19 protein-coding genes are annotated in these 22,463 nt (G+C 33.7%); 7 read left to right on the forward strand and 12 right to left on the reverse strand.

Annotated features, from left to right (window positions below):
• Positions 1–7: 7 nt before the first annotated feature.
• From GKG01_RS03085 to GKG01_RS03095, 3 genes are read right to left on the reverse strand one after another with little or no spacing between them, the layout of a single operon-like run.
• Positions 8–661, reverse strand: coding sequence for a corrinoid protein (locus tag GKG01_RS03085; protein ID WP_094204159.1), 654 nt, complete (start codon positions 659–661; stop codon positions 8–10).
• Position 662: 1 nt separating this feature from the next.
• Positions 663–1,445 carry a uroporphyrinogen decarboxylase family protein gene (locus GKG01_RS03090; protein WP_154271443.1) on the reverse strand — a complete coding sequence of 261 codons (783 nt, stop codon included), beginning with the start codon at positions 1,443–1,445 and terminating at the stop codon, positions 663–665.
• On the reverse strand, positions 1,438–2,328 hold the full coding sequence (locus tag GKG01_RS03095; RefSeq protein ID WP_154271445.1) for a GTP-binding protein: 891 nt from the start codon (positions 2,326–2,328) through the stop codon (positions 1,438–1,440). The genes GKG01_RS03090 and GKG01_RS03095 overlap by 8 nt, the downstream gene beginning before the upstream one ends.
• Before the next feature lie 380 nt (positions 2,329–2,708).
• Here GKG01_RS03095 and GKG01_RS03100 point away from each other — a divergent pair, with 380 nt between their 5' ends.
• Both GKG01_RS03100 and GKG01_RS03105 read left to right on the forward strand, forming a co-directional pair.
• Complete coding sequence (locus GKG01_RS03100) at positions 2,709–3,782, forward strand: uroporphyrinogen decarboxylase family protein (RefSeq protein ID WP_154271447.1); 1,074 nt, start codon at positions 2,709–2,711, stop codon at positions 3,780–3,782.
• Positions 3,769–5,094, forward strand: a complete 1,326-nt coding sequence (locus GKG01_RS03105; protein WP_154271449.1) for a Na+/H+ antiporter NhaC family protein — start codon at positions 3,769–3,771, stop codon at positions 5,092–5,094. The genes GKG01_RS03100 and GKG01_RS03105 overlap by 14 nt, the downstream gene beginning before the upstream one ends.
• A 42-nt stretch (positions 5,095–5,136) precedes the next feature.
• On the opposite strand, the gene GKG01_RS03110 is transcribed toward GKG01_RS03105, so the two are convergent.
• From GKG01_RS03110 to GKG01_RS03150, 9 genes are all read right to left on the reverse strand, one after another.
• Entirely contained in the window at positions 5,137–9,429 is a 4,293-nt protein-coding gene (locus GKG01_RS03110; protein WP_154271451.1) for a Rib/alpha-like domain-containing protein, read from the reverse strand.
• A 204-nt stretch (positions 9,430–9,633) separates the two neighbouring features.
• A complete protein-coding gene (locus tag GKG01_RS03115) occupies positions 9,634–10,536 on the reverse strand; it encodes a nucleoside hydrolase (RefSeq protein WP_154271453.1) in 903 nt (300 codons plus the stop codon).
• Positions 10,529–11,347, reverse strand: a complete 819-nt coding sequence (locus tag GKG01_RS03120; RefSeq protein ID WP_154271455.1) for an ABC transporter ATP-binding protein — start codon at positions 11,345–11,347, stop codon at positions 10,529–10,531. Before GKG01_RS03120 ends, GKG01_RS03115 begins: the two co-directional genes overlap by 8 nt.
• A complete protein-coding gene (locus GKG01_RS03125) occupies positions 11,347–12,183 on the reverse strand; it encodes an ABC transporter ATP-binding protein (protein ID WP_094207614.1) in 837 nt (278 codons plus the stop codon). The genes GKG01_RS03120 and GKG01_RS03125 overlap by 1 nt, the downstream gene beginning before the upstream one ends.
• On the reverse strand, positions 12,183–12,914 hold the full coding sequence (locus GKG01_RS03130; RefSeq protein ID WP_154271457.1) for an energy-coupling factor transporter transmembrane component T: 732 nt from the start codon (positions 12,912–12,914) through the stop codon (positions 12,183–12,185). Before GKG01_RS03130 ends, GKG01_RS03125 begins: the two co-directional genes overlap by 1 nt.
• On the reverse strand, positions 12,911–13,534 hold the full coding sequence (locus GKG01_RS03135) for an ECF transporter S component (RefSeq protein WP_154271459.1): 624 nt from the start codon (positions 13,532–13,534) through the stop codon (positions 12,911–12,913). The genes GKG01_RS03130 and GKG01_RS03135 overlap by 4 nt, the downstream gene beginning before the upstream one ends.
• Before the next feature lie 134 nt (positions 13,535–13,668).
• On the reverse strand, positions 13,669–14,079 hold the full coding sequence (locus GKG01_RS03140; RefSeq protein ID WP_154271461.1) for a GNAT family N-acetyltransferase: 411 nt from the start codon (positions 14,077–14,079) through the stop codon (positions 13,669–13,671).
• Positions 14,080–14,119: 40 nt separating this feature from the next.
• Entirely contained in the window at positions 14,120–16,213 is a 2,094-nt protein-coding gene (locus tag GKG01_RS03145) for a Tex family protein (RefSeq protein ID WP_154271463.1), read from the reverse strand.
• 127 nt (positions 16,214–16,340) lie between these two features.
• Positions 16,341–16,748: a hypothetical protein gene (locus tag GKG01_RS03150; protein WP_094204363.1), complete on the reverse strand. Its 408-nt coding sequence runs from the start codon at positions 16,746–16,748 to the stop codon at positions 16,341–16,343.
• A 214-nt stretch (positions 16,749–16,962) separates the two neighbouring features.
• On the opposite strand from GKG01_RS03150, the gene udk reads away from it, so the two are divergent.
• The 5 genes from udk (at position 16,963) to GKG01_RS03175 (ending at position 22,247) form a co-directional block, all read left to right on the forward strand.
• Positions 16,963–17,571 carry a uridine kinase gene (udk, locus tag GKG01_RS03155; RefSeq protein WP_094204364.1) on the forward strand — a complete coding sequence of 203 codons (609 nt, stop codon included), beginning with the start codon at positions 16,963–16,965 and terminating at the stop codon, positions 17,569–17,571.
• Positions 17,572–17,796: 225 nt separating this feature from the next.
• Positions 17,797–19,044: a tyrosine--tRNA ligase gene (tyrS, locus tag GKG01_RS03160; RefSeq protein WP_154271465.1), complete on the forward strand. Its 1,248-nt coding sequence runs from the start codon at positions 17,797–17,799 to the stop codon at positions 19,042–19,044.
• A 101-nt stretch (positions 19,045–19,145) separates the two neighbouring features.
• Complete coding sequence (gene cls / locus GKG01_RS03165) at positions 19,146–20,669, forward strand: cardiolipin synthase (RefSeq protein WP_154271467.1); 1,524 nt, start codon at positions 19,146–19,148, stop codon at positions 20,667–20,669.
• A 14-nt stretch (positions 20,670–20,683) separates the two neighbouring features.
• Complete coding sequence (locus GKG01_RS03170; protein ID WP_241684732.1) at positions 20,684–21,355, forward strand: heparan-alpha-glucosaminide N-acetyltransferase; 672 nt, start codon at positions 20,684–20,686, stop codon at positions 21,353–21,355.
• Positions 21,348–22,247, forward strand: coding sequence for a diacylglycerol kinase family protein (locus GKG01_RS03175; RefSeq protein ID WP_154271471.1), 900 nt, complete (start codon positions 21,348–21,350; stop codon positions 22,245–22,247). The genes GKG01_RS03170 and GKG01_RS03175 overlap by 8 nt, the downstream gene beginning before the upstream one ends.
• The last annotated feature ends 216 nt before the right edge of the window (positions 22,248–22,463 follow it).

Below are 22,463 nucleotides of genomic sequence, written 5' to 3' on the forward strand. Positions count from 1 at the left end.
TTCTATCCTACTTATCTTTTCCAACTAATTTCTTAGCAGCTTCCACAGCTTCAACGGCATTTTCAGTATAAGAATCTGCGCCGATTTTATCCGCGAATGTTTGAGAAATAGGACCTCCACCGATCATAACTTTGAATCTGTCTCTAAGACCTTGTTCTTTTAACATTTCGATAACTTTACCCATGTTGTCCATAGTAGTTGTCATTAAAGTTGACATACAAATCAAATCAGCATCGTTTTCGACTGCTGCATCGATGAAGTTTTGTAATTTAACATCACGACCCAAATCAATCATCTTAAATCCTGCAGTTTGCATCATCAATTTTACCAAGTTTTTTCCGATATCGTGAGTATCTCCTTCAACAACTCCGATAACCCCAACGCCAAGTATGTCGTCGTCATTCATTTCTACGTATTTTTGTAAAACGTCCAAACCAGCATACATTGCATCACTGCAAAGCAAAATATCTGTAATAAAATATTCTTCTTCATCGAAAAGCTTACTTGCTTGTTGCATACCTTTAATAAGTCCGTCGAAGATACCTTGTTTAGCATCAAATCCCTTGTCTATATATTCTTGGCACACCTCAGCGATGTCTTCATCTTCCATTTCTACTACCATTTCTGCCATTTTATCTAAATATTCTTGTTGTGTATTCATACTACCCCCTAATTAAAATCTCATTTATCTTCTTAAATTTCTTATCTGACAAATTCATACATCTGTCTCCGAAAATCTTGTGTTCTCCTTCAAACAAAAAGTCTACGTATCTTTGTTCTTCGTCATTTTCAATAGGTTTAAACTCTGCTTTATCCAAGCTTATCAACGCCATCGTTGATTTTGGGCATAAGTGAAAATTAAATGGCTTGTCGATGTTTTGAATATCTTCCAAAAATTTCATCAAAAACTCATCCACATATAACTGCATTTGCTTAGGACCAATAATATCAGCCCCCGCCAAACTATCGGAAAAACTAATCAATTGTATTCCACTGTCAACCAATTTTTCGATATATTCCACCAAAGCTTTTCTGATTTCATCATAAAGTTCGACGATTTTATCGTGTTTTTTCCTAAAAGATCTGAAAACCACCTCAGAGCTTGCCAAGTTATCTAATATAACCAATGGACCAGCTACCTCAACAATTACTCTTTTATCGTCCTTCATCTTGTCAATTGTTTCAAACAAAGCTTTGACATGTTTTTGATTGTAATCAAAATCAATCACAATATCATCCACATTATCGTACTTGTACTTGCTGACTTTTCCAAGTTCTGCGACAGCACCCATAGCTTCTGATTCTAATGTAGAAGACATCGGAATACTCGCATAGTCCTTATCCTTGAAATGTTCTACCAAACAGTCCGCATCTTCAAATAATCCCGGATCAGTGATGGGTGTAGTTTCCATTACAATACAATCATAAGTTCCAACTTTACTCATTATTCACCTCGATTATTACAAAATCATCGCTATCAGATAACGAATCTGATACTTCTAATCCGCTCAAAGTTTTGCTAACGAAAACTTTCTTATCTGCAATCTCTACATTTCCCTTTGCTCTCACGATACTTTTTGAATCCAAAAATTTTTCCAAATCTTCTTTTGAATTGAATTTCAATTTTTTTTGAACATTGGTCTTAAACTTAGAATCCTCGTGAGAATGTTCACCGTGGTCGTGGTGATGATGGTGTTTACCACAGCATTTGTGACCATGTCCGTGACAACAACATTCGTGTTTGTCTTGCTTTTTATTATCATAAAATTCACTTACAATATCATCAGGATTTATCTTTCTGAAATCTTCCTTATGAATAATTGCATGTTTGTTAAATTGTTCGATTGACTTCTTCACTTCTTCGATTTTTTCTTCTTCCAAGTTTTCAATATTCGTTATGTATATTATATCAGCATTTTTGATTTGATCATTGAAAAATTCTCCGAAATCATCGTGAAAGCAAATGTAGCTGTCGCAATCGACAATTGTCACGCATTTTTGTATTTGCAAATTCTCTTCGTCTTTCAAAACTTCCAATATATCCGTTAGCTTCGCAACTCCTGTCGGCTCAATTATGATGTATTCAAATTGGTTTTTGTCGATTTTGTGAATAATTTCCTTAAAATCGCTCTTCAATCCACAGCAAATACATCCCGAATTAATTTCAATTATATCGTCTATATCGTCGTTTTTAATCAACATGGAATCAATACTCACATCTCCAAATTCATTCTCCAATACCAAAGTATTTTTGGAAAAACCCAGAATGTGATTGATAAATGTTGTCTTACCTGAACCTAAAAAACCCGACACTATTATTGTTTTCATATTATCACCCACTTTTATTTTAACATATTTGATATTGAATATTGCCCAAATAATAATGACTTATTGAATAATCAAATAAATTAAGTTTCTATTTTCGATAAAGTAAATACTTTGTTACGATAAATTTTCATGATTATTTTTGTCTTATATTTCTTTTTATCAATTAAGAAATCATTATCACAAAAATATTTTTGTGTAAAATTAAAAATTTTTAATCTATAAATCAATTTTGATAAGTTTTTATTTAATTTGAATGAATAAAAACTACCACTTATAAAATATTTCAATAAATGACTGAATTTTTCTATGATAGAATGATAATGCAATTTATAGCAACAAATTCATTAAATTATTTTTAAAATTTAAAAAGGAGGATTTATATGTTCAAAGACGAGATGACTCCAAAGGAGAGAATGGAGGCCTTCTCAAAAGGTGAAGAAATGGACAGAATTCCAGTTGTTCCTGATATGGGTGTTACTATGAGTGACTATTTGGGATATAAAACTTGGGATTATTATTCAAATTCTGATGTAATCGCCGATACGGAAGTAGCTTTGTTCAAAAGGTTCTACCACGATTCCATCAGTGTGTCCACTACTTTAAGAGGAATGGCAGAAGCCATGGGAACTGAAATTTGGTATCCAGAAGATAGTATTTCACAATTAAAAGATCCAGTTGTGAAAAAGGTTGAAGATATCGAAAAATTAAAAATCATCAATCCATTAAAAGATGGAAAGCTACCAGTGTTGATAGAAGCATTGGAAAAAATCAGAGATCAAGTCGGAGATGTTGCATCAATCGGTGCTGCAATGACTGGACCATTCTCTGTAGCCGCAAGTGTTTTGGGTACTGAAACTTTACTTCGTTGGATGGTTAAGAAAAAGGATGCCGTTCATAAAATTATGGATATCATCACTATTAACAACGGTGAATACATTAAGGAAGTTGGAAGTAGAGGATTTGGAATGGGATTTGCCGATCCAGTTTCCAGTACTACTTTGATACGAAAGAAACAATTCGAAGAATTTTCACTTCCATATTTGAAGAGAAATATTGCAGATGTTAAAAAATACTGCGGTTCTTCTGCAGGTTTGCATATTTGTGGTGATTCTAAAGATTTGTGGCCATTACTAAAAGATTCTGGAATTGGTAACTTCTCATTGGATAACTGCGAAAGTTTATTGGAAGCTAAGGAAATTCTTGGTAATGACATTGTAATTACAGGAAATGTTCCTCCAGTAGATGTTATGTATTTGGGAAATACTGAAGATGTAAAAAAATCTGTAAAAGAATGTATCGACATCGGTTACGATTCTCCATGTGGATATGTGTTGTCTACAGGTTGTCAAATTCCAAAAGGAACAAAAATGGAAAATATCGATGCGTTCATGGAATATGGACGTGAATTCGGAAATTATAAAAGATTAAAGGAGCTAAAAAATGAAACCAAATAAAAAAGCACTTCTTCCACTTGTAGTGTTTGTTCTATTCTATGTATTATCAGGTGTAGTTCTTGCAATGCGTGGAATTGAAATGCCATTTTATCAAATTCCTTCACCTATTTCTATAATGATTGGTGTTGCTGTAGCATTCATTATTTTTGAAGGAACTATCAACGAAAAAGCCGACGATTTCGTAAAAGGTTGCGGCGATGAAAACATAATTATCATGTGTATTATTTACTTATTAGCTGGAGCATTTGCTCAAGTTACTAAGGCAAGTGGTGCTGTAGATTCTGTTGTAAACTTCAGTTTATCAATCGTACCTGTAAACTTCTTGGTACCAGGAATTTTCTTGATTTCTACATTCTTGTCAATTGCGACTGGTTCATCTGTAGGATCAGTAGTAGCATTGGGTCCTATAGTTTTCGGTGTTGCAGAAAAAATAGGAATCAATCCAGCACTAATGCTTGCAGCTTTGATTTGTGGAGCAATGGCAGGAGATAACTTATCATTGATCTCAGATACAACAATCGCAGCTACTAGAACACAAAATATAGGAATGAAACAAAAATTCGTAATGAACTCAAGATTTGCATTCCCAGCAATAATAATTTCTACAATTATTTTCGCAATCATTGGAAGACCAGAAACAACTATCACAATGGTTAAAGAAAGTTACAACTTGGTTTATGTAATTCCTTATCTATTGGTAATAGTAACAGCATTAATGGGAATGAACGTATTATTAGTATTATTCTCTGGTACATTGTTAGCAGGAATAATTGGTATGATTTACGGAAAATTCGACACAATTATGTTGTCACAAACAATTTTTGAAGGATTTACAGGAGTATTAGAAATCTTCTTATTATCAATGTTTACTGGTGGTCTTGCATACATGGTTAGAAAACACGGTGGTATTGATTGGATCATAATGAAAGTTAAAAAGAAAGTTAAAGGACAAAAAAGTGCTGAAGCTGCAATTGCAACATTAGTTGGACTTACAAACGCTGCTGTAGCAAACAATACAGTTTCTATTTTGATTACTGGTCAAGTAGCAGCTGAAATGACAAAAGAATACGACGTAAAACCATCACGTGTTGCATCACTTTTGGATACAACAAGCTGTGTTGTGCAAGGAATTATCCCTTACGGAGCACAAATCTTAATCGCATCAGGACTTACTGCAGGAAAAGTTGCACCAACAGATATTCTTCCATTCATGGTAAACCAATACGTATTGTTAGGTATGATGATTCTAACAATCATAACAAGATTCGGAACAAAATCTGATCCTGCTACAGAAGTTCCAGACGCTAAATAGTAAAACAAAACACCTCATATGAGGTGTTTTTTGATTGTGTAATTATCTTTTCTTTTTTGTAAAATACGCACCTATTGTGTAGAAAAGAGATGCAAGTGTTAGGTTAGTAATTTCTACGCTTGTTCCTGCTTTCGGCAATTGTGATTTAGGGTTGGATTTTTTTACTTTTTCTTTATTGTGCGATATATCTCCGTTATCCAAGCCATCTTTTATTTCTACTAATTTTTTATCCTTTGTTGTTTTTGAATTAGATTCGAATTTTTTATCTGGTATCAATTTTTCTGGTCTTTTTGATGATTTTTCAGACGTTTTTGAGGTTTGATGACTCGTTTGAGGTTTTTTTTCAAATTTTTCTTCAGTAGGTTTTATCGTATCTATATTTTTTTCTGTATTTTCTTCATTATCCTTATCTTCTTGATTTAGTTTTTTATCTGGTTTTTTTTCTTCTGTATTTTTCCCCTCATCATCATTTGTTTCAGGATTTTCAACATCTGTCTTAATTTCTTTTATCTTATAAGAAATTTCGATATCTCTTTCTGATCCATCTGAAAATTTTATGGTTACCAATACTTTTCCTTCAGATTTAGATTTGATTTCAATTTTAGAATCTCGTGGAAAATTTACAATCGCAGATCCTAGAACTTCTGTCGATAATTCTTCCGATTCAACTTCAATTACTTTTACTTCAGGCACAAATTTTTCTGCAAGTGATTTGTTTACAACGACTTTTACTCTCACAATTCTTGCCTCGCCATTTTCGAATGTTACTTTGACTTTACCGATATAATTTCCAGAAGTTTTTGTATCAATCGCACCTTTTTCTGTGATGTCTTCGACTGTTGCTTTTTCTGGCAAGTTTTTGATATTATCAGTCAAGTCGTATATTTTGCCGAATTCCACTATTTCATCGATCGCTTCTACTTCTAGTATTGGTGTGATGATGGCTGCTTGTTTTTGAACGATAATGGTAGATTTTACTTCGTCGATTGATACGTCAGAATATTTTACGATTATTGTCACATCTATTGTTCCCGCTGTTTTTGTGTCAGGTTTTTCTTTAAATTCAAAGGTTGTGTTTGCTGGCAAATTTTGTAGATTATCTATTAGTTTTTCAGCATCTATCGTTTCTCCTTCTAGGATTTTTATTTCTTTTCCAACTGGCTCATTAACTTCTGCAAGTGATTTGTTTACAACGACTTTTACTCTCACAATTCTTGCCTCGCCATTTTCGAATGTTACTTTGACTTTACCGATGTAATTTCCAGAAGTTTTTGTATCAATCGTACCTTTTTCTGTGATGTCTTCGACTGTTGCTTTTTCTGGCAAGTTTTTGATATTATCAGTCAAGTCGTATATTTTGCCGAATTCCACTATTTCATCGATCGCTTCTACTTCTAGTATCGGTGTGATGATGGCTGCTTGTTTTTGAACGATAATGGTAGATTGCACTTCGTCGATTGATCCGTCAGAATACTTTACGATTATTGTCGCATATATTGTTCCCGCTGTTTTTGTGTCAGGTTTTTCTTTAAATTCAAAGGTTGTGTTTGCTGGCAAATTTTGTAGATTATCTATTAGTTTTTCAGCTTCTATCGCTTCTCCTTCGAGGATTTTTATTTCTTTTCCTTCAGGATTATTTGCAAATGCTTGTGTTTTTGTTGCATTTGCAACTATTTCAACAGAATTTTCTATTGCTTCTCCTGGACTTATTGTCCAACTTATTGGCTCTTTGTAGTCGTTTATGTTTTCAGGATTTATTTCCACTTCTGGATATAAAGCATCACTCAAACTCAATCCTTTTTTGATATCGTAGATTTTTTCTATTTCCTTTAATCTGACACCCTCTCCTGCAATAATTCTAACTCTTACATAACCGTCAGGAATTTGTGCGCTAGGATTTTCTTCACGACTAATAATGTCAGAAAGTGGATTGATTTTTATAGTTGTGTTTACATTTTCTGTTGTATCATCCAAATAAGTAACTTTTACATTCAAATCTATCGTCTTATCTGCATCTGATTCTTTCGTATTGTAAGTTATTTCTCCTGTTTTTTTGTCAATAGAAACACCTTCAATTGTGTTTTCTATAAGTTCGAACTTTTTCACAACAGAATTATCTACAAGTTCAGATTTGTTTAATTCATTAATAAATTTCGGTGCGCTAACTGTTGCTTTTTCTCCTGGATTTGCAAAGCTGCCTGTATAAATAGGATTAAATTTGATATTGTCAGCTGCTTTTTTTACAATGATTTTATCACTAGCTGGAAGTGTCCTTTTGTAGGATGAGTATTTTATTTCAATCTCGCTACCTTCTTTTAGGCTGAATCTGTCTGTTTGATTGAACTTCCATCGCCCTTTACTATCGACTACAGCTTCCCCACTGTATTTTCCATCCACGTACAAATTAACTACTCCCCCTGTTTCAGCTGTTCCTTGAATAATTTCAGAAGCTTCATTAATTTCGTGAATAACTGGGATTCTTGTGGCTTTAGCTGTATAGATTTTGGATTTGTAAATTATTTCATTTGACAAATCAACATTATCGTAATAACTATATTTGCGTTTTTGATTGTCATACCAATGTGGATTTGTGTAATTGTTCTTGAATTCTTCTTTTAGCTTTGGTAAAACAGGTCCTGAATTTTCTGGTGGATGTTTTTCGAAAATAAAATCTGCTTTATATTCTCTGAAAACCACGTAAGTTCTATCGAAATATGACTTTCCATCTTTTCTCAAAATATCATCTATTTGCTCTTCTTTTTTCAAAGTTACAAGTTCAAATCTAGTTCTTGTGCTATTTTTACCAACTAAAGGCATTTTAGGAGGGGCTGGCTTACTTTTAAATTCTGTAACATCCTGACCGTTTGTAACAAAAAGTGGCACAAAACAAACTTCCTCAGGATTTTTTATCCCATTTAAGCTAGGCGGAAAAACAAGTTCCCAGTCATCCTCTCTTTTTACACCATCAAGTTCTCCTCTATACCAATACCAGTATTGATAGTTTTTGTCGATGGAATCAGTTTCAATTTTAATATCTCTAAATCCTGTAGATTGTGCTTTTGATTTGTGAACGAAGACAGTGATTTCCTTATCGTTAATTTTAGCATCTGTAAGTTCAATGGATCCATCATCATTTGCTACGACATCTTTTCCCAGTAAATCTTTTTGCTCTTCTTTCAAATAGACTTTTCCTATTTTTTCATCTTTCAATTTAAAAGTTACCTTGTTGTAGTCACTATTCAGATTAATCTTGTATCCGTCAGAATCGTAGGTTGGATTTGAAGTATCAGTTTTTCCGTAATAAATCACATCATTCGTCTTATACTTCGCGTAGAAATTCAATCTGTCATTAGGATTTTCTCCAATCACAGATGTATCTTCAAATTTATTTGCAAGATTTACTACAGTATCCAAGCTAGAACTATCCGCCCAACCTAAAAATTGGTGCTTTTCATCTCCACTACTAGCTGTCAGATTTTGATAAACATTTTTCCCTTCTTTATCAGTAAAATCTTTTATGTCTTTCCAAGTGGCAGATTTAAGCACCCAATAAGTCCTTGTTTTCACGCCTTCTATTTCATTGTTAGTTTCAACTTCTTCATTTTTTTCATTTAATAATTTTCCATAATGCAAAGTTCCATCATCTTCAGTGAAAGATGTCGCATTAAAATTGAGACTCACATAATCAGAAACATCTTCTGGTTTTTCTGAAGTCACAATTGGTTTTTGTTCAGTTTTAGCAGTTGTTGTTTTATCAACTTTCCACACAGCATACACAGTTTTGTTCGAAGATATGTTTTGCAAAATATCTTTTTGTGCTTCAGTAGCATCGGGACTACTTGCCCAACCTACAAATATTTTTCCATAAAAAGATGGAATTTCAGAAAATATCGCATTATCTCCAGAATTTACAGTCAATGTATTATTTTCTGTGTCAAATTTTCCACCATTAGCATCGAAAACAATTGTAAATTGTGCATTATGTCCGGGAATTTCTTGTTTTTCTTCAAAGTTTTCAGTAGAATTTGATTTTTCTTCGGAACTATAAGAAGTAATATCAATTTCTTTTATTTCAGTTTTTTCATCAGAAATATTTGAAGTGTTATCTGCGATTTTTTCTTCTGAAATTTCTGATTTTTCAAAAATTTCTTCGATTTGATCACTAGGATGTGTGTCAGTTTCTGCAAATGAAACGTTCCCACCAATCAAAAATGCGTATCCAATTATACAAGACACTACCCCAATGCTAAGTTTTCTAAGAGCATATCTAGGTCTTCTGCTAGAAGATTTATCTCTTCTTTCGGCGAGCGCTTTTTTAAAAATCTTGTTATTCATCGTTATTCATCTCCTTTTGAATTTTAGCTTGAATTATAACAAAATTTGTTTTTTAAAGTAGCGTTTTGTATTTTTTTATATTTAAATTGTTTATAACACACACTACTATTTCTATAGTAGCATATTGAGTTTTAAATGCAATAATTTCTTGGGAAATTTTCTTTCATAAACAAAAAACTCCGAGAAATTACCCCGGAGTAAGTTTTATTCTGTTAGAGCTTGCATCAATATTTCTCTGAATTTATCGATGTCAATTTCTGTAATCACTTTGCAGTTGAATTCACCATTTTCTTCTTTAATCAAATCTCTGTAGCTCATTCCTCTTGTTTCATCGTTTTGGGTGTCAATTTTAATATACATGTCTTCCGTTTCGAAAACTTCTGGGTTATCCAATACGATTACTGAGCAAGGGTCGTGAATTCCTGCATCGTTTGACGTGTAGTATTTCAATATTTTGTGTGCAAATTTGGCTGTTTTTGTTTCAATTTTATCCAAAAATTGAATTTGTTCATCAGGTATACTAGCTTTTTGTGTTACATTTAGTCCTGCCATTATGATTTTAACGCCGCTTTCAAATACAATTTTCGCTGCTTCTGGATCGACAAAGAAATTAAATTCGCTTAGACTTGTGACGTTACCTCTTGTGATGGATCCACCCATGATGCTGATTTGTTCGATTTTTTCCTTGTCTTCCGGAAAAGTTCTTAGCAGCAGTGCAATGTTTGTAAGTGGTCCTACTGCGATGATTGTGATTTTTTCAGTCGATTTTTGAATGATTTCGTGCATCATTGTAACGGAATTTTCGCTTGAAAGTTCTCCTAAATCTTCTGATTCTATCATATCTCTTAATCCTGCAATTCCATCATTTCCATGAGCTGATGCGAAATAAGGCTCTCTTACAAGTGGTACTTCTTGTCCTTTTCCCATAGGAACATTTATATCCAATAATTTTGCCAAGCATTGCATGTTTCTTGTTGTGTGTTCTATTGATACGTTTCCGTTTACTGAAGAAAGTGCCAACAGCTTTAAATTTTTCGAATTTTTAATTGCAAATAAAGCTGCTGCATCATCAACTCCCGGATCAAAATCCAATATACAATTAATCATTAGCATCTCCAAAATTTTTGATGTAATCTACAAAATCATCCACCGACAATAATTTTTCGTTTAAATTAATTGAGTTGCAAAGTCTTTTTACAACAGGTGGTTGGATGTATGCTTTTTGTAGGATTTCATCTTCATCAAAAACTTCCTTCTTATCAGCATCTTTGATGATTTCTTTGTTGGACATTACTACAACTCTGTCGAAGTTTTCAACGACGAATTCCATATCGTGAGTTATCGTTATGATTGTTTTGTTCAAATCGTGCAAATGATCGATGACTCTTTTCAAGCAACTCATAGAATATGCATCTTGTCCTGCTGTCGGTTCGTCAAATATGAAAATGTCGCAGTCATTCGCGATTGTAATTGCTATCGTGATAAATTTTCTAGTACTAAATGGCAAATCATAAGGATGGTCGTCCAAATACTCTGAAAGTTCACAGATTTCACAAGCTTGTCTGACACGTCGATCCATTTCATCTTCGTCGACTTTCAATGCTCTCAACGAAAAAGCGACTTCATCGTAAACTGTGGAGTTGAAGATTTGATCGTTTGGATTTTGGAATACGTAGCCTACTTTTCTGGATATTTGCGCTGTGGTCATATCTTTTGTGTTATTTCCATCTAACAAAATTTCCCCAAAATTAGGTCTCAATAGCCCGTTCATTAGTTTTGCACAAGTCGATTTGCCGGCTCCATTTTGTCCTACAATTGCAACTTTTTCTGAAGAATTCACGACCAAATTCAAATCATTAATCGCTTTGAATCCGTTAGGATAAGTAAAGCTTACATTTTTAAATTCTAATTTGCTCATTAGTTTTCCTCCAATTCTTTCTTGCATTCATCTAAAGTTATAGGGATGTTTTTGAAAAATCCTGGCTTTTCTTCATTTAATTTGTATGCAAGTTTTGAAACTATAGGCATAGATACATTGTGCTGCTCGATTTTGTCGTTTGATAAAACTTCGTGAGTCTCACCGTTGAAGATAATTTCTCCATCGTCCATTACCACAACTCTATCGGCGTATTCTGCTATCAAATCAATCTTGTGTTCAACCAATATTATAGTTTTGTTTTGTGATTTTAAAAGTTTCAAAATATCGAAGATTTCTTCAGTTCCCAGTGGGTCAAGCTGACTTGTAGGCTCATCAAATATCAATACTTTTGGATTCATTACGATGATTGATGCTATCGCTACTCTTTGCGATTGACCACCAGACAATTCATTCGGATTTTTATCTTGCAAATCTTCTATTTTAAGCAATTTAATAACATCAGTTACTCTTTGTCTGATTTCTTCTCTTGGAACTCCCAAGTTTTCGAGTCCATAGGCTATTTCTTCGAATACAGTTTTCTTGATTCCAGAGATTTGGCTGAAAGGATTTTGGAATACAAATCCGACTAATTCCGCCATTTCTCCTCGTTCGATATCGTTGATGTTTTTATTGTCGATAGAAATACTTCCTGTGATTGTTCCTTGAACGAAGTCAGGAATTATTCCTCTTATAATATTGCACAAAGTCGTCTTGCCGGAACCATTTTTGCCAATAATCCCCACAAATTCTCCTTGTTTAACGTACAAATCCAAGTTTTTTATCGTTTTTTCTTCTTGAAGTTCATATTTGAACGAAACATTTTTAAGTTCTATCATTATTTAAACCTCCACACCAATGCCAACACAACCAATGCAATGAAAACGTAAAAAATAATTCTGTCCGTAGTTGTTTTCTTGATTTCCTTGAGACATGTTTTTTCATTTTCAGATGCAAATCCACGTGCTTCTAGTGTAATTGTCTTTTCATCAATTTCTGAAAGTGAGGATATAATCAAAGGTCCAAGTGACGGGAAGAACGCCTTCGCTCTGTTTTTAATGGAGCCTGTTGTTTCAATCCCACGCGCTTGTTGTGCTTTTATGATTTTGGAACTTTTCTTAATCATTTCTGGAATCATAGTCATTGTCGCCATGATAACGTAACTTGTAACGTGACTTACTCTTTTTTGTTGAAGAGCTATCATCAAATCTTCAATGTCCGTTGTTTCAAAGAATAATAAGAACAATGTTATAAGCGTTAGAATGAATTTTGTTTGTTCCAAACCATTTAATATTCCGTTAAGTGTCACTCTCATAAATCCTAAATTCAAATACACGTGTTCTGTTGATTTGTCCAAGAATAATTGGAACAAAAACATTATTAATAATACTAATAACAAAACTATCCACAATTTTTTCACGTATTGTTTGAATTTATTATCCAACAAAGCTAATATCAAGCTTAATGGAAGTACGAAAAGATACGCAAACTGCCATGGCAACACCAACGAAATAATAACTGTAACTATGACCATAAAAAGTTTTGTTGTTGGGAAAATTTTAGATATCATTTTGCACCTCTCACGTATTTGTTCTTCTTTTCTTTTATGTATTGAATTCCATTAGGATATCTCAACAAATTTCTGTTAGGGATGGATTTTATAAGGAAATAAACTGCAAACGAAGTCAAAAACTTATCCAAAGTTTCTGTAAGCACAGTTGAACCTATAACAGATTCCCATAATCCTTTTCCTGTTGCAACCAAAAACGTCGTGATTGCACTTGAACCACTCGCCCCAGTAACACCACCGAAGACCAAAACAGTAATTGGCGCAGATGTAACCATTGCCACAAGCCAAATAATAACTGCTACTACAAATGTTTTTGCTGGAGTCTTGAACATTGCCTTCTTTCCACAAATCCCTGCAACCAAACCAATCGCACCACTTACAATCATGTATGGTAGTTGCGTTGGATTAGTAACAGAGGTCACGATATTTGTGACAACACCTGTAAGAAAACCAATCCAAGGACCACACAACACGCCTGTGAACACAGTTCCTATAACATCCAAATAAACCGGCAATTTTAATGCTGCAGTCAAATTTGCACCAACAAAATTGATAGCTATACCAAGCGGAATTAGTAAAATTACCGACAAGTTATAGCTCATCTTAGATTTAGATTTCATAAATTCCTCCTATAAATTTTACGAAATACTTTTCGCGTTGAATAAATTTTATCATAATACGACTAATTAATAAATCATTTTTCGTTAAAAATATGAACAAAAATTTCGTGTTGATAAAATATTTAATTTAAAATTTACAAAACTCTTAGCATACCCTTCTTGTTAGGAAATTGTTTGAAATGAAATTTTTCGTAAAATGCATCATAAGGAGTGTTCGCAAGCAAAATAATATACGCATCTTCATCGTAATTTTCGTCCAAGTATTTGCTAACCTCATTCATTAAAACTCTTCCCAAACCATTTTTCTGATATTCTGAATCCACCATAACATCAGTAACCACAAGACTAATTGCCCCATCTCCAACAACCCTTGCCATCGCAATCAACTTATCCCCATCATAAATCGATGTAATGAAAAGAGAATTTTCAATAGCAACCTTCGCATTCTCCTTCGATTTTTTATTTCCTATACCAGATTTTTCACGCAATTCGTTGTAATCATCCGGACTAACAGCTGCATTTTTTATAACGTATTTTGTATTCATAACTCACCTCATAAAAATAAGCGCTATAATAGCGCCCATTTTATAATTTCATCGACAAGGAAACCAATCCTCTTTCTTTATCTATTCCAATTATTTTTACTTTTACGGTGTCACTTACTTCGCACACTTCTCTTGGGTTTTTGATGTACGAATCGCTCATTTTGGATATGTGGCAAAGTCCATCTTCTTTTATTCCGATGTCTATGAATGCTCCGAAGTCCACGACGTTTCTGACTGTTCCTGTGACTATCATTCCTTCTTCCAAATCGTCGATTGACAATACGTCTTGTCTTAGAACTGGTTTTGGCATTTCGTCACGTGGATCTCTGCCTGGTTTTTTGAGTTCTTCGATTATATCACGCAAAGTAGGTTCTCCCACTTCCAATTCCTCTGACAGTTTTTTCACATTGATATCGTTCAAATCGTATTTCATGATTTGTTTTGCGATTTCATAGCTTTCTGGGTGAACTTCTGTGTTATCCAATATTTCTTCGCTTTCAGGTATTCTCAAAAATCCCGCGCATTGTACGAATGCTTTTGGTCCAATTCCTTTTACTTTCAATATTTCTTGACGATTAGTGAATGGTCCGTTTTCTATTTTGTAATCCACGATATTTTTCGCAGTTGTTTTCGTAATTCCAGATACGTAATTCAAAAGCGCAGAGCTTGCTGTGTTGATGTTGACACCAACTGTGTTTACGCAATCTTCCACTACTTCTTCAAGTGATGATTTCAATTTCTTTTGGTTGACGTCGTGTTGATATTGGCCGACTCCGATTGATTGTGGAGAGATTTTTACCAATTCTGCAAGTGGGTCTTGGATACGACGTGCTATGGAGATTGCTCCTCTGATTGTTACATCCAAATCAGGGAATTCTTCGATTGCAAGCTTGGATGCGGAGTAAATACTAGCTCCCGCTTCGTTTACGATTGCGTAAAAGATTTCATCGTCGATTTGCGCTAACAAATCAGATACGTACTTTTCTGTTTCACGAGAAGCTGTTCCGTTACCGATTGCGATTAGTTTGACGTTGTATTTGTCGATAAATTCCTTCAAAGTTTCATCTGCTCTTTGGATTTGTTTTCTTGCATCAGTTACATAAATTACAGCACTATCCAAGAAATCTCCGTATTCAGAAATTACAGCAACTTTGCAACCAGTTCTAAATCCCGGGTCAAGTCCAATAATCGCAGTTTCTTTTATAGGTGGTTGCATCAAATACGGTTTCAAATTGCTTTTGAATACGCCGATTGATTCGTCATCTGCCATTTCTTTCATGCTTTGACGCACTTCTGTTTCGATTGATGGAACGATTAATCTCTTGTAACTGTCTTTGACAGCTTTTTCAATCAAATCATAAGTTTCAAAATCATTTGTTCTTGCGATTTTTCTCATAATTTTGAAAATATTGTAATCGTCATTTAAAATGAACGAAACTTTCAAGAACCCTTCTTTTTCTCCTCTAAATACCGCAAGAACTCTGTGTGCTTTGACATCTTTTACTTTTTCTGAATAATCGTAGTACATCTTGTATGTGCCGGATTCGTCTTCGTTTTTTTCTTCAGTTTTCATAACCCCATCTGTTATGAACGAATTACGAACTATATCTCTGAATATTTTTTGTTCTGATACGAATTCAGCAATGATATCCAAACTTTTACTAATAGCATCATCAACTGTTTTGATTTCTTCTCCGTTGACAAATTCTGAGGCTTTTTTCTCAATCTCAGATAAAGAGTGAGTTTTCTCCATTATCATATCAGCCACAGGTTGTAATCCCAATTCAGCTGCGATTGATCCACGAGTTCTCTTCTTAGGCTTAAATGGAAGATAAATATCTTCTAATTCTGTCAAAATAGTCGCTTCGTCGATTTGTTTTTTCAAATCTTCTGTGAGTTTTCCTTGTTCATCGATAAGACGTGTGATGTCGTCTTTTCTTTCTTGCAAGTTTCTCAAATATGTAAGCCTATCGTTTAATTGTCTCAACGTTTCGTCAGTCAAATTCCCAGTGATTTCTTTTCTGTATCTGGCTATAAAAGGAATTGTGTTTCCCTCATCTAATAATTCAACCGTCTTAACAACGTTATCATATTTTATGTCTAATTCTTCTGATAATTTTTGTAGTATATTCATTCTCTTCCTTCTCTTTTAATAAACTATAATCTATATTTTAACATTATTTTATTTATTTTTCCACATTAAAGCAATTTGCACCAAAATTTCAAAAACCATCAAGCAAAACACTTGATGGTTTAATTGATTACGATTTAAATAATTTCGCCTTTTTTTCTTTTTCTAATTGTTCCAAGAAAATCTCTTTTTGAATCAAGTGAGTTTTTCTGATGGAACCTGCAATGTCTGCTACTAACATAAAAATCGTCGACGCCGACACGTAATAAAAGTCGATAAATGAGTATTCGATGAATCCTCTTGATGGAGGTGTCATTTGCCCTATGAAAAGCATCATGAATATCGCTACGAATACAATTGTGAAATTGAATTTGAAAATAAATCCATGAAAATATCCAAGTAATGCTGCGATAGCCAAGAATATCATCAAGCAATGGTCAATCAAAAATCCATGCGCATGAGACAATGTGTATCTGATGATTATCATGAACAATATGTAAATCAACGAGTAAATAATAAGTTTGGTGTTTTTTGACATTTCAAATCTCCTTTTGTTAAAACATTTTCCGTAATTGTGATTTGCTTGAATTTTTTGTAAAGTTTGCAATAAAATTTACAAAATAAAACATATCAATATTATTTTAGCACAATTTATAATTTTATTCTACAAATCATTAAAAGGTTATCCTAATTCACAGCCTTGAAAAATTGTAAAATTTATATTAAAATTAACTAATAACTAGGAGGCTAATATGAAACCGTATATTGTGGGAGTCGCAGGTGGAAGTGCTTCAGGTAAGACTGAAATCGTGAAGACTTTGAAAAAACATTTTGAAGATAAAATAGAAATTATTGAACACGACAATTATTACTTTGCTCATGATGATTTGACAATGGAAGAACGTGCGTGTTTGAATTACGATCATCCTCAAGCTTTTGAAACAAATTTGTTGATTGATCACGTTAAAAAAATTATAAATAATGAAGAAATCGACATTCCAACTTACGATTTTACAATTCACACTAGAAGTTCTGATACTTTGAAAAAATTCCCAAAGCCAATTGTGATTGTAGAAGGAATTTTGGTTTTGGAAAATGAAGAGCTTCGCAATTTGATGGATATGAAAGTTTTCGTCGACTGCGACGGAGATGTCAGACTCAAAAGAAGAATTACAAGAGATGTTGTGGAACGTGAAAGAACTATTGAATCGATTTTGACTCAATATATGGAAACTGTAAAGCCTATGCACGAGCTTTTCGTGGAACCTAGTAAGAAATTTGCCGATTTGATTGTGCCAAAAGGTGGCAAGAACAAGGTTGCTATTGATGTGCTTATCAATCATTTGGCTACGAAATTATAAAAAAACCATTTTGCTATTGACTAGAATTAGATTCTAGTATAAAATTTTAATAACTCAATAGAAAATTATGATTGTGACCAGTACCGATTATTCGGGAATTACAACACATGAGTTTTCAAGGTAGTTTCATACTTTGCATGGAACATAAGCTTTTGATTAGAAAGGTGGTACCGCGTAGATTCGCCCTTTCGTGTCAAGAGTTTTTTTATTTTATAGGAGGAGTTTATGATTAATTACGAATTTGAACATGAAAATGTGTATGACGAATTGGTAGCGCGTGGATATTTTGAACAAGCTACATACGAAGATGAATTGAAGGATTTACTCGGAAAAGAAAGAGTTCCATTTTACATTGGATTTGATGCGACTGCAGATAGTTTGACTATTGGCCATTTTATTCAACTTATGGTTATGATGAGAATGCAAGCTCACGGTCACATTCCTATTTGCCTTTTAGGTGGCGGGACTACAATGATTGGTGATCCTTCTGGTCGTAACGATATGAGAAGTATTATGACTAAGGAAGTTATCGACGAAAACGCCAGAAGATTTTATTCTCAAATGACTAGATTTATCGATTTTGGTGAAGACAAGGCTTATATTGAAAACAACAAAAATTGGTTGTTGAATTTGAATTTCTTGGATTTCATGAGGGAAATTGGCGTTCATTTTTCTGTAAATCAAATGTTGACTTTGGAAAGTTACAAGAACAGAATGAAAAAAGGTCTAACATTTTTTGAATTTAGTTATATGTTGATGCAATCATACGACTATTTGGTATTGTACAGAAAATACGGTTGTAAATTACAAATGGGCGGTTCTGATCAATGGTCTAATATTTTGGGCGGATACGATTTGGTTAGAAAATTAGAAAACGACAAAGTTTACGCTATGACTTTCAAACTTTTAACTACTGCTGACGGTGTGAAAATGGGTAAATCACAAAAAGGTGCCGTGTGGTTGGACGAAAACAAAACAACTCCTTACGATTTGTTCCAATACATGAGAAATGTAGACGACAGAGATGTGGAAAAATTCTTATTGATGTTGACATTCTTGCCAACTGAAGAATGCAAGAGACTTGGTAGCTTAGAAGGAAGTGACATCAATAAAGCTAAGGAAGTTTTGGCATATGAAGTGTGCAAATTAGTTCACGGAGAAGAAAAAGCAGAAGAAGCTCGTCAAACAGCCAACGCATTGTTCAATTCAAATGCTGTTGACGAAAATATGCCAACAACTGAAATGAAGGCTTTGGATTTTGAAAATGGAATTGGTTTGTTGAATTTGTTGACAATGACAGGACTTACTCAATCAAACAGTGAAGCACGTAGACTTGTAACTCAAAACGGAATTTCTGTTAATGACAAGAAGGAATCTGATCCAAAAAGAATTGTAACAATTCACGATTTTAACGACGATGAACTTATTATAAAAAAAGGTAAAAAAGTATATCACAGAGTAAAATTGGTATAATATTTTAAAAATAAACCCTGGCGATTTTGAATTGATTTTCAAAGTTTGCCGGGGTTTTGTGTTATAATTAAGTAAATTTAAAAATATTTGTGGAGGTGCAAATGAAAAAATTATTCAAATTTTTAACTAGTAGAATAATGCTTTTGGCAATTGTATTTATAATTCAAATTTCACTATTAGTTTATTTGATTTTAAGTTTTCAAAGAAATTTTGTGTATGTCTACACATTAAACATTATAATATCCTTCGCTTTTACTATAATGGTGGTCAACACCGATGTAAATCCGAGTTTCAAACTAGGATGGCTCATTCCTATATGGATATTCCCGTTGTTTGGAGCGGTGTTCTATTTGTTTTTCAGAAGAAACAGATTCGTTCGTGCACAACAAAGACGAATGGATACGATAAGTTCATCGTTTAACAACCATATTTTGTCGAATGGTAATGTAATTGACGAACTGGAGGGTGACTCCAAGTCAATCGCAACTTACATAAACACAACAGCTCACGCTCCTGTATTTTCTAAAACAAGTTCGAAATATTTAAAAAACGGCGAGGTTTTCTTCGAGTATTTGATGGAAGATTTGAAAAACGCAAAGGATTATATTTTCTTGGAGTTTTTCATTATCGAAGAAGGTTATATGTTTAATAATATTCTGGAAGTTTTGGAACAAAAAGTAAAAGAGGGAGTCGACGTCAGGATTTTGTACGACGATTTCGGCTGCATGACGAAACTTTCGCGTAGATATTACAACAAGCTAGAAAAAAAAGGTATCAAAGTTCAAGTTTTCAATCCGATTCGAGTTCTACCAATGCCGCGTCACAACAATAGAGACCATAGAAAAATCGTCGTTATAGATGGAAAAATAGCATACACTGGCGGATTTAATTTGGCAGATGAGTACATGAACAAAATCCAAAAATTCGGATATTGGAAGGACACAGGAATCAGAGTTACAGGTGATGGTGTGTGGTCATTTACGATAATGTTTTTGTCAATTTGGGAATTGTACGATGACAATGAGCTTGACTACGATTATTATTTCGAAAAAACTGTGCCAAATGTTTCCGAAAACGAAGGCTATTGCCAACCTTATACGGATTCTCCATTAGACGATGTTCCTGTTGGAAAGGGTGCGTACATGCAATTGGTGTCTCGTTCCAGAAATTATTTCTACATTACAACTCCGTATTTGATTCCTTCCGATGATATGATTGATTCCCTAAGAGATGCGGCGTTAAGCGGTGTCGATGTTAGAATCATGACCCCTGGAATTCCCGACAAAAAATTGGTGTATATGGTTACAAGAACATACTACAAAACTCTTTTAGAAGCGGGCGTTAGAATTTTCGAATATTCGCCAGGATTTTTGCACGCAAAAAGTTGTGTTACAGATGACAAACGTTGCGTAATTGGCTCAATCAATCTTGATTTTAGATCATTGTATCTGCATTTTGAAAACGGAGCGATGTACTACGATTCACACATTATTTCCGATTTAAAGGAAGATTTCTTGGAAATGCAATCACAATCACAAGAAATATTTTCAAGACAATTGGAAAACCAAAACCTATCAAGAAAAATACTTTCCGTAATACTAAAAGTATTCTCGCCAATGATATGATGAAAAGAAATAATTTGATCGATACGTTAAGGGGATTTGCAATTGTCAACATGGTAATCTACCATTTGCTATTCGATTTGGTCTACATGGAAAATTTCAAAATTGAATGGTTTGAAAACACCCCAGGCTTGATTTGGGAGAGATTCATCTGCATAAGCTTCATTTTGATATCGGGCTATTGCTTCAATTTATCTCGCAATCACAAGAAACACACCATCACGCTTTTTATCGTGGCTATGATTTTGAGCGTTACGACGTATTTCTTCGCAAATGAGTTTTTCATAGTTTTTGGAATAATTCATCTGTTGTGCTTGGCATCATTCATAACGATTTTTGTCGACAAATTAACCCTTAACAAAAAAATATTGTGTGTCCTATCGTTTGTAATGTTCATTCTAACTTACAAAATAAGCTCTCATCCAATGGATATAAGTACCAATCTGTTTAGTTTCGTGGGATTCTACAACGATAAGTTCTACAGTGGCGACTATTTCCCATTACTACCTTGGTATTTTATGTATTTGGTTGGATATTGCGCAGGAGACTTTTTAGATATAAAATTAAATGTAAGAGAGAATGTATTATCTAAGATGGGCAAAAAAAGTTTGATGATTTATTTAATTCACCAACCTATAATAATGATAATTGTACAAATCGTAAAATTTTTAGGAGGATTTAATGAATAAATTCAAAAAATCTATCGTTATGTATCACGATAATTCAGGACAACAAGATATATTTGAAGTATTAGGCAAATGTAGTCCTAATATATTAAAATTATCAAATGAAACAGTGTTTTTCCAAAGCGAAGAACAAGGTGATTTCTACAAAAAATGTGAAGAATTAAAAGATTTTGATTTGGTAATCGTAGTTGGCGGCGACGGAACAATAAACGAAGTCATCAACGGATTATATGATTACGATATGGATCCTGTTATAGGAATTATTCCAGGAGGATCATTCAACGATTTTTCAAAAACTGTCAACATCGGAGCAAATCCAGTAGAGGCAAGTGAGAATTTGTTAGATTCAGAAGTCAAAGAATACGACTGTATATTAAATGACGACAAAATCGCTCTGAATTTCTGGACAGTAGGAATGGCATCCGAAAACGCACAAAAAATGCAAGAAGCTGACAAATCAACATTCGGTGTATTGACATATATTCCAAAAATTTTTGAAACATTAACACAAGACAATTCATTTGATTATGAAATGGAACTCGACGGCGAAACGATAAAAGGAAATGCCGTTATGGTATTTGTCGCTAATGGATTATACTCAGGAGGTGTTGAAGTTCCAATCTCCGACATCAGCCCAAGCGATGGAGTGTTGAATGTGTTTGTTGTTGAGCAATCAAACATCGGAGCATTCAAAGCAATGTTCGGACAATCAAACAGCTTTGATTTCAACGAACAAAACGAAGGCGTCAAAACATTCAAAGCAAAAGAAATAAAGTTCATCTCCCCTGAAGGATTAGTCGCAGATACAGATGGCGAATTGTATCAAAAAACACCATCAAACATCAAAGTCGTAGAAAAAAGATTCAAATTCTTATCAAAACCATTAGAACAATAAAAGTATAGAAGAAAAGCTAACTCGTTTGAGTTAGCTTTTTTTAGGTTAAAATTTTAATATAAAAAAGAGACCATCTGAGTGGTCTCCAGTTTAATCTAAGGTTAAAACAATATTAAGGGAGGAGATTGTTTCTTGAGATTAAACTTACTTTGTTTATACTTATATAATAGACTATGAATGTGTACTAATTATGTTCAAATTAGTAGAGATTATGTT

The sequence above is a fragment of the Finegoldia sp. BIOML-A4 genome, from assembly GCF_009679635.1.
Lineage (GTDB): Bacteria > Bacillota > Clostridia > Tissierellales > Peptoniphilaceae > Finegoldia > Finegoldia magna.

What these genes read in the sequence shown, in the direction of transcription:
- GKG01_RS03140 (WP_154271461.1), bottom strand. Translation starts at nt 14,079, where the DNA reads ATGAATACAAAATACGTTATAAAAAATGCAGCTGTTAGTCCGGATGAT.
- GKG01_RS03130 (WP_154271457.1), bottom strand. Translation starts at nt 12,914, where the DNA reads ATGATATCTAAAATTTTCCCAACAACAAAACTTTTTATGGTCATAGTT.
- GKG01_RS03145 (WP_154271463.1), bottom strand. Translation starts at nt 16,213, where the DNA reads ATGAATATACTACAAAAATTATCAGAAGAATTAGACATAAAATATGAT.
- udk (WP_094204364.1), top strand. Translation starts at nt 16,963, where the DNA reads ATGAAACCGTATATTGTGGGAGTCGCAGGTGGAAGTGCTTCAGGTAAG.
- GKG01_RS03150 (WP_094204363.1), bottom strand. Translation starts at nt 16,748, where the DNA reads ATGTCAAAAAACACCAAACTTATTATTTACTCGTTGATTTACATATTG.
- GKG01_RS03115 (WP_154271453.1), bottom strand. Translation starts at nt 10,536, where the DNA reads ATGATTAATTGTATATTGGATTTTGATCCGGGAGTTGATGATGCAGCA.
- GKG01_RS03125 (WP_094207614.1), bottom strand. Translation starts at nt 12,183, where the DNA reads ATGATAGAACTTAAAAATGTTTCGTTCAAATATGAACTTCAAGAAGAA.
- GKG01_RS03120 (WP_154271455.1), bottom strand. Translation starts at nt 11,347, where the DNA reads ATGAGCAAATTAGAATTTAAAAATGTAAGCTTTACTTATCCTAACGGA.
- GKG01_RS03105 (WP_154271449.1), top strand. Translation starts at nt 3,769, where the DNA reads ATGAAACCAAATAAAAAAGCACTTCTTCCACTTGTAGTGTTTGTTCTA.
- GKG01_RS03110 (WP_154271451.1), bottom strand. Translation starts at nt 9,429, where the DNA reads ATGAATAACAAGATTTTTAAAAAAGCGCTCGCCGAAAGAAGAGATAAA.
- GKG01_RS03095 (WP_154271445.1), bottom strand. Translation starts at nt 2,328, where the DNA reads ATGAAAACAATAATAGTGTCGGGTTTTTTAGGTTCAGGTAAGACAACA.
- tyrS (WP_154271465.1), top strand. Translation starts at nt 17,797, where the DNA reads ATGATTAATTACGAATTTGAACATGAAAATGTGTATGACGAATTGGTA.
- GKG01_RS03085 (WP_094204159.1), bottom strand. Translation starts at nt 661, where the DNA reads ATGAATACACAACAAGAATATTTAGATAAAATGGCAGAAATGGTAGTA.
- cls (WP_154271467.1), top strand. Translation starts at nt 19,146, where the DNA reads ATGAAAAAATTATTCAAATTTTTAACTAGTAGAATAATGCTTTTGGCA.
- GKG01_RS03135 (WP_154271459.1), bottom strand. Translation starts at nt 13,534, where the DNA reads ATGAAATCTAAATCTAAGATGAGCTATAACTTGTCGGTAATTTTACTA.
- GKG01_RS03100 (WP_154271447.1), top strand. Translation starts at nt 2,709, where the DNA reads ATGTTCAAAGACGAGATGACTCCAAAGGAGAGAATGGAGGCCTTCTCA.
- GKG01_RS03175 (WP_154271471.1), top strand. Translation starts at nt 21,348, where the DNA reads ATGAATAAATTCAAAAAATCTATCGTTATGTATCACGATAATTCAGGA.
- GKG01_RS03090 (WP_154271443.1), bottom strand. Translation starts at nt 1,445, where the DNA reads ATGAGTAAAGTTGGAACTTATGATTGTATTGTAATGGAAACTACACCC.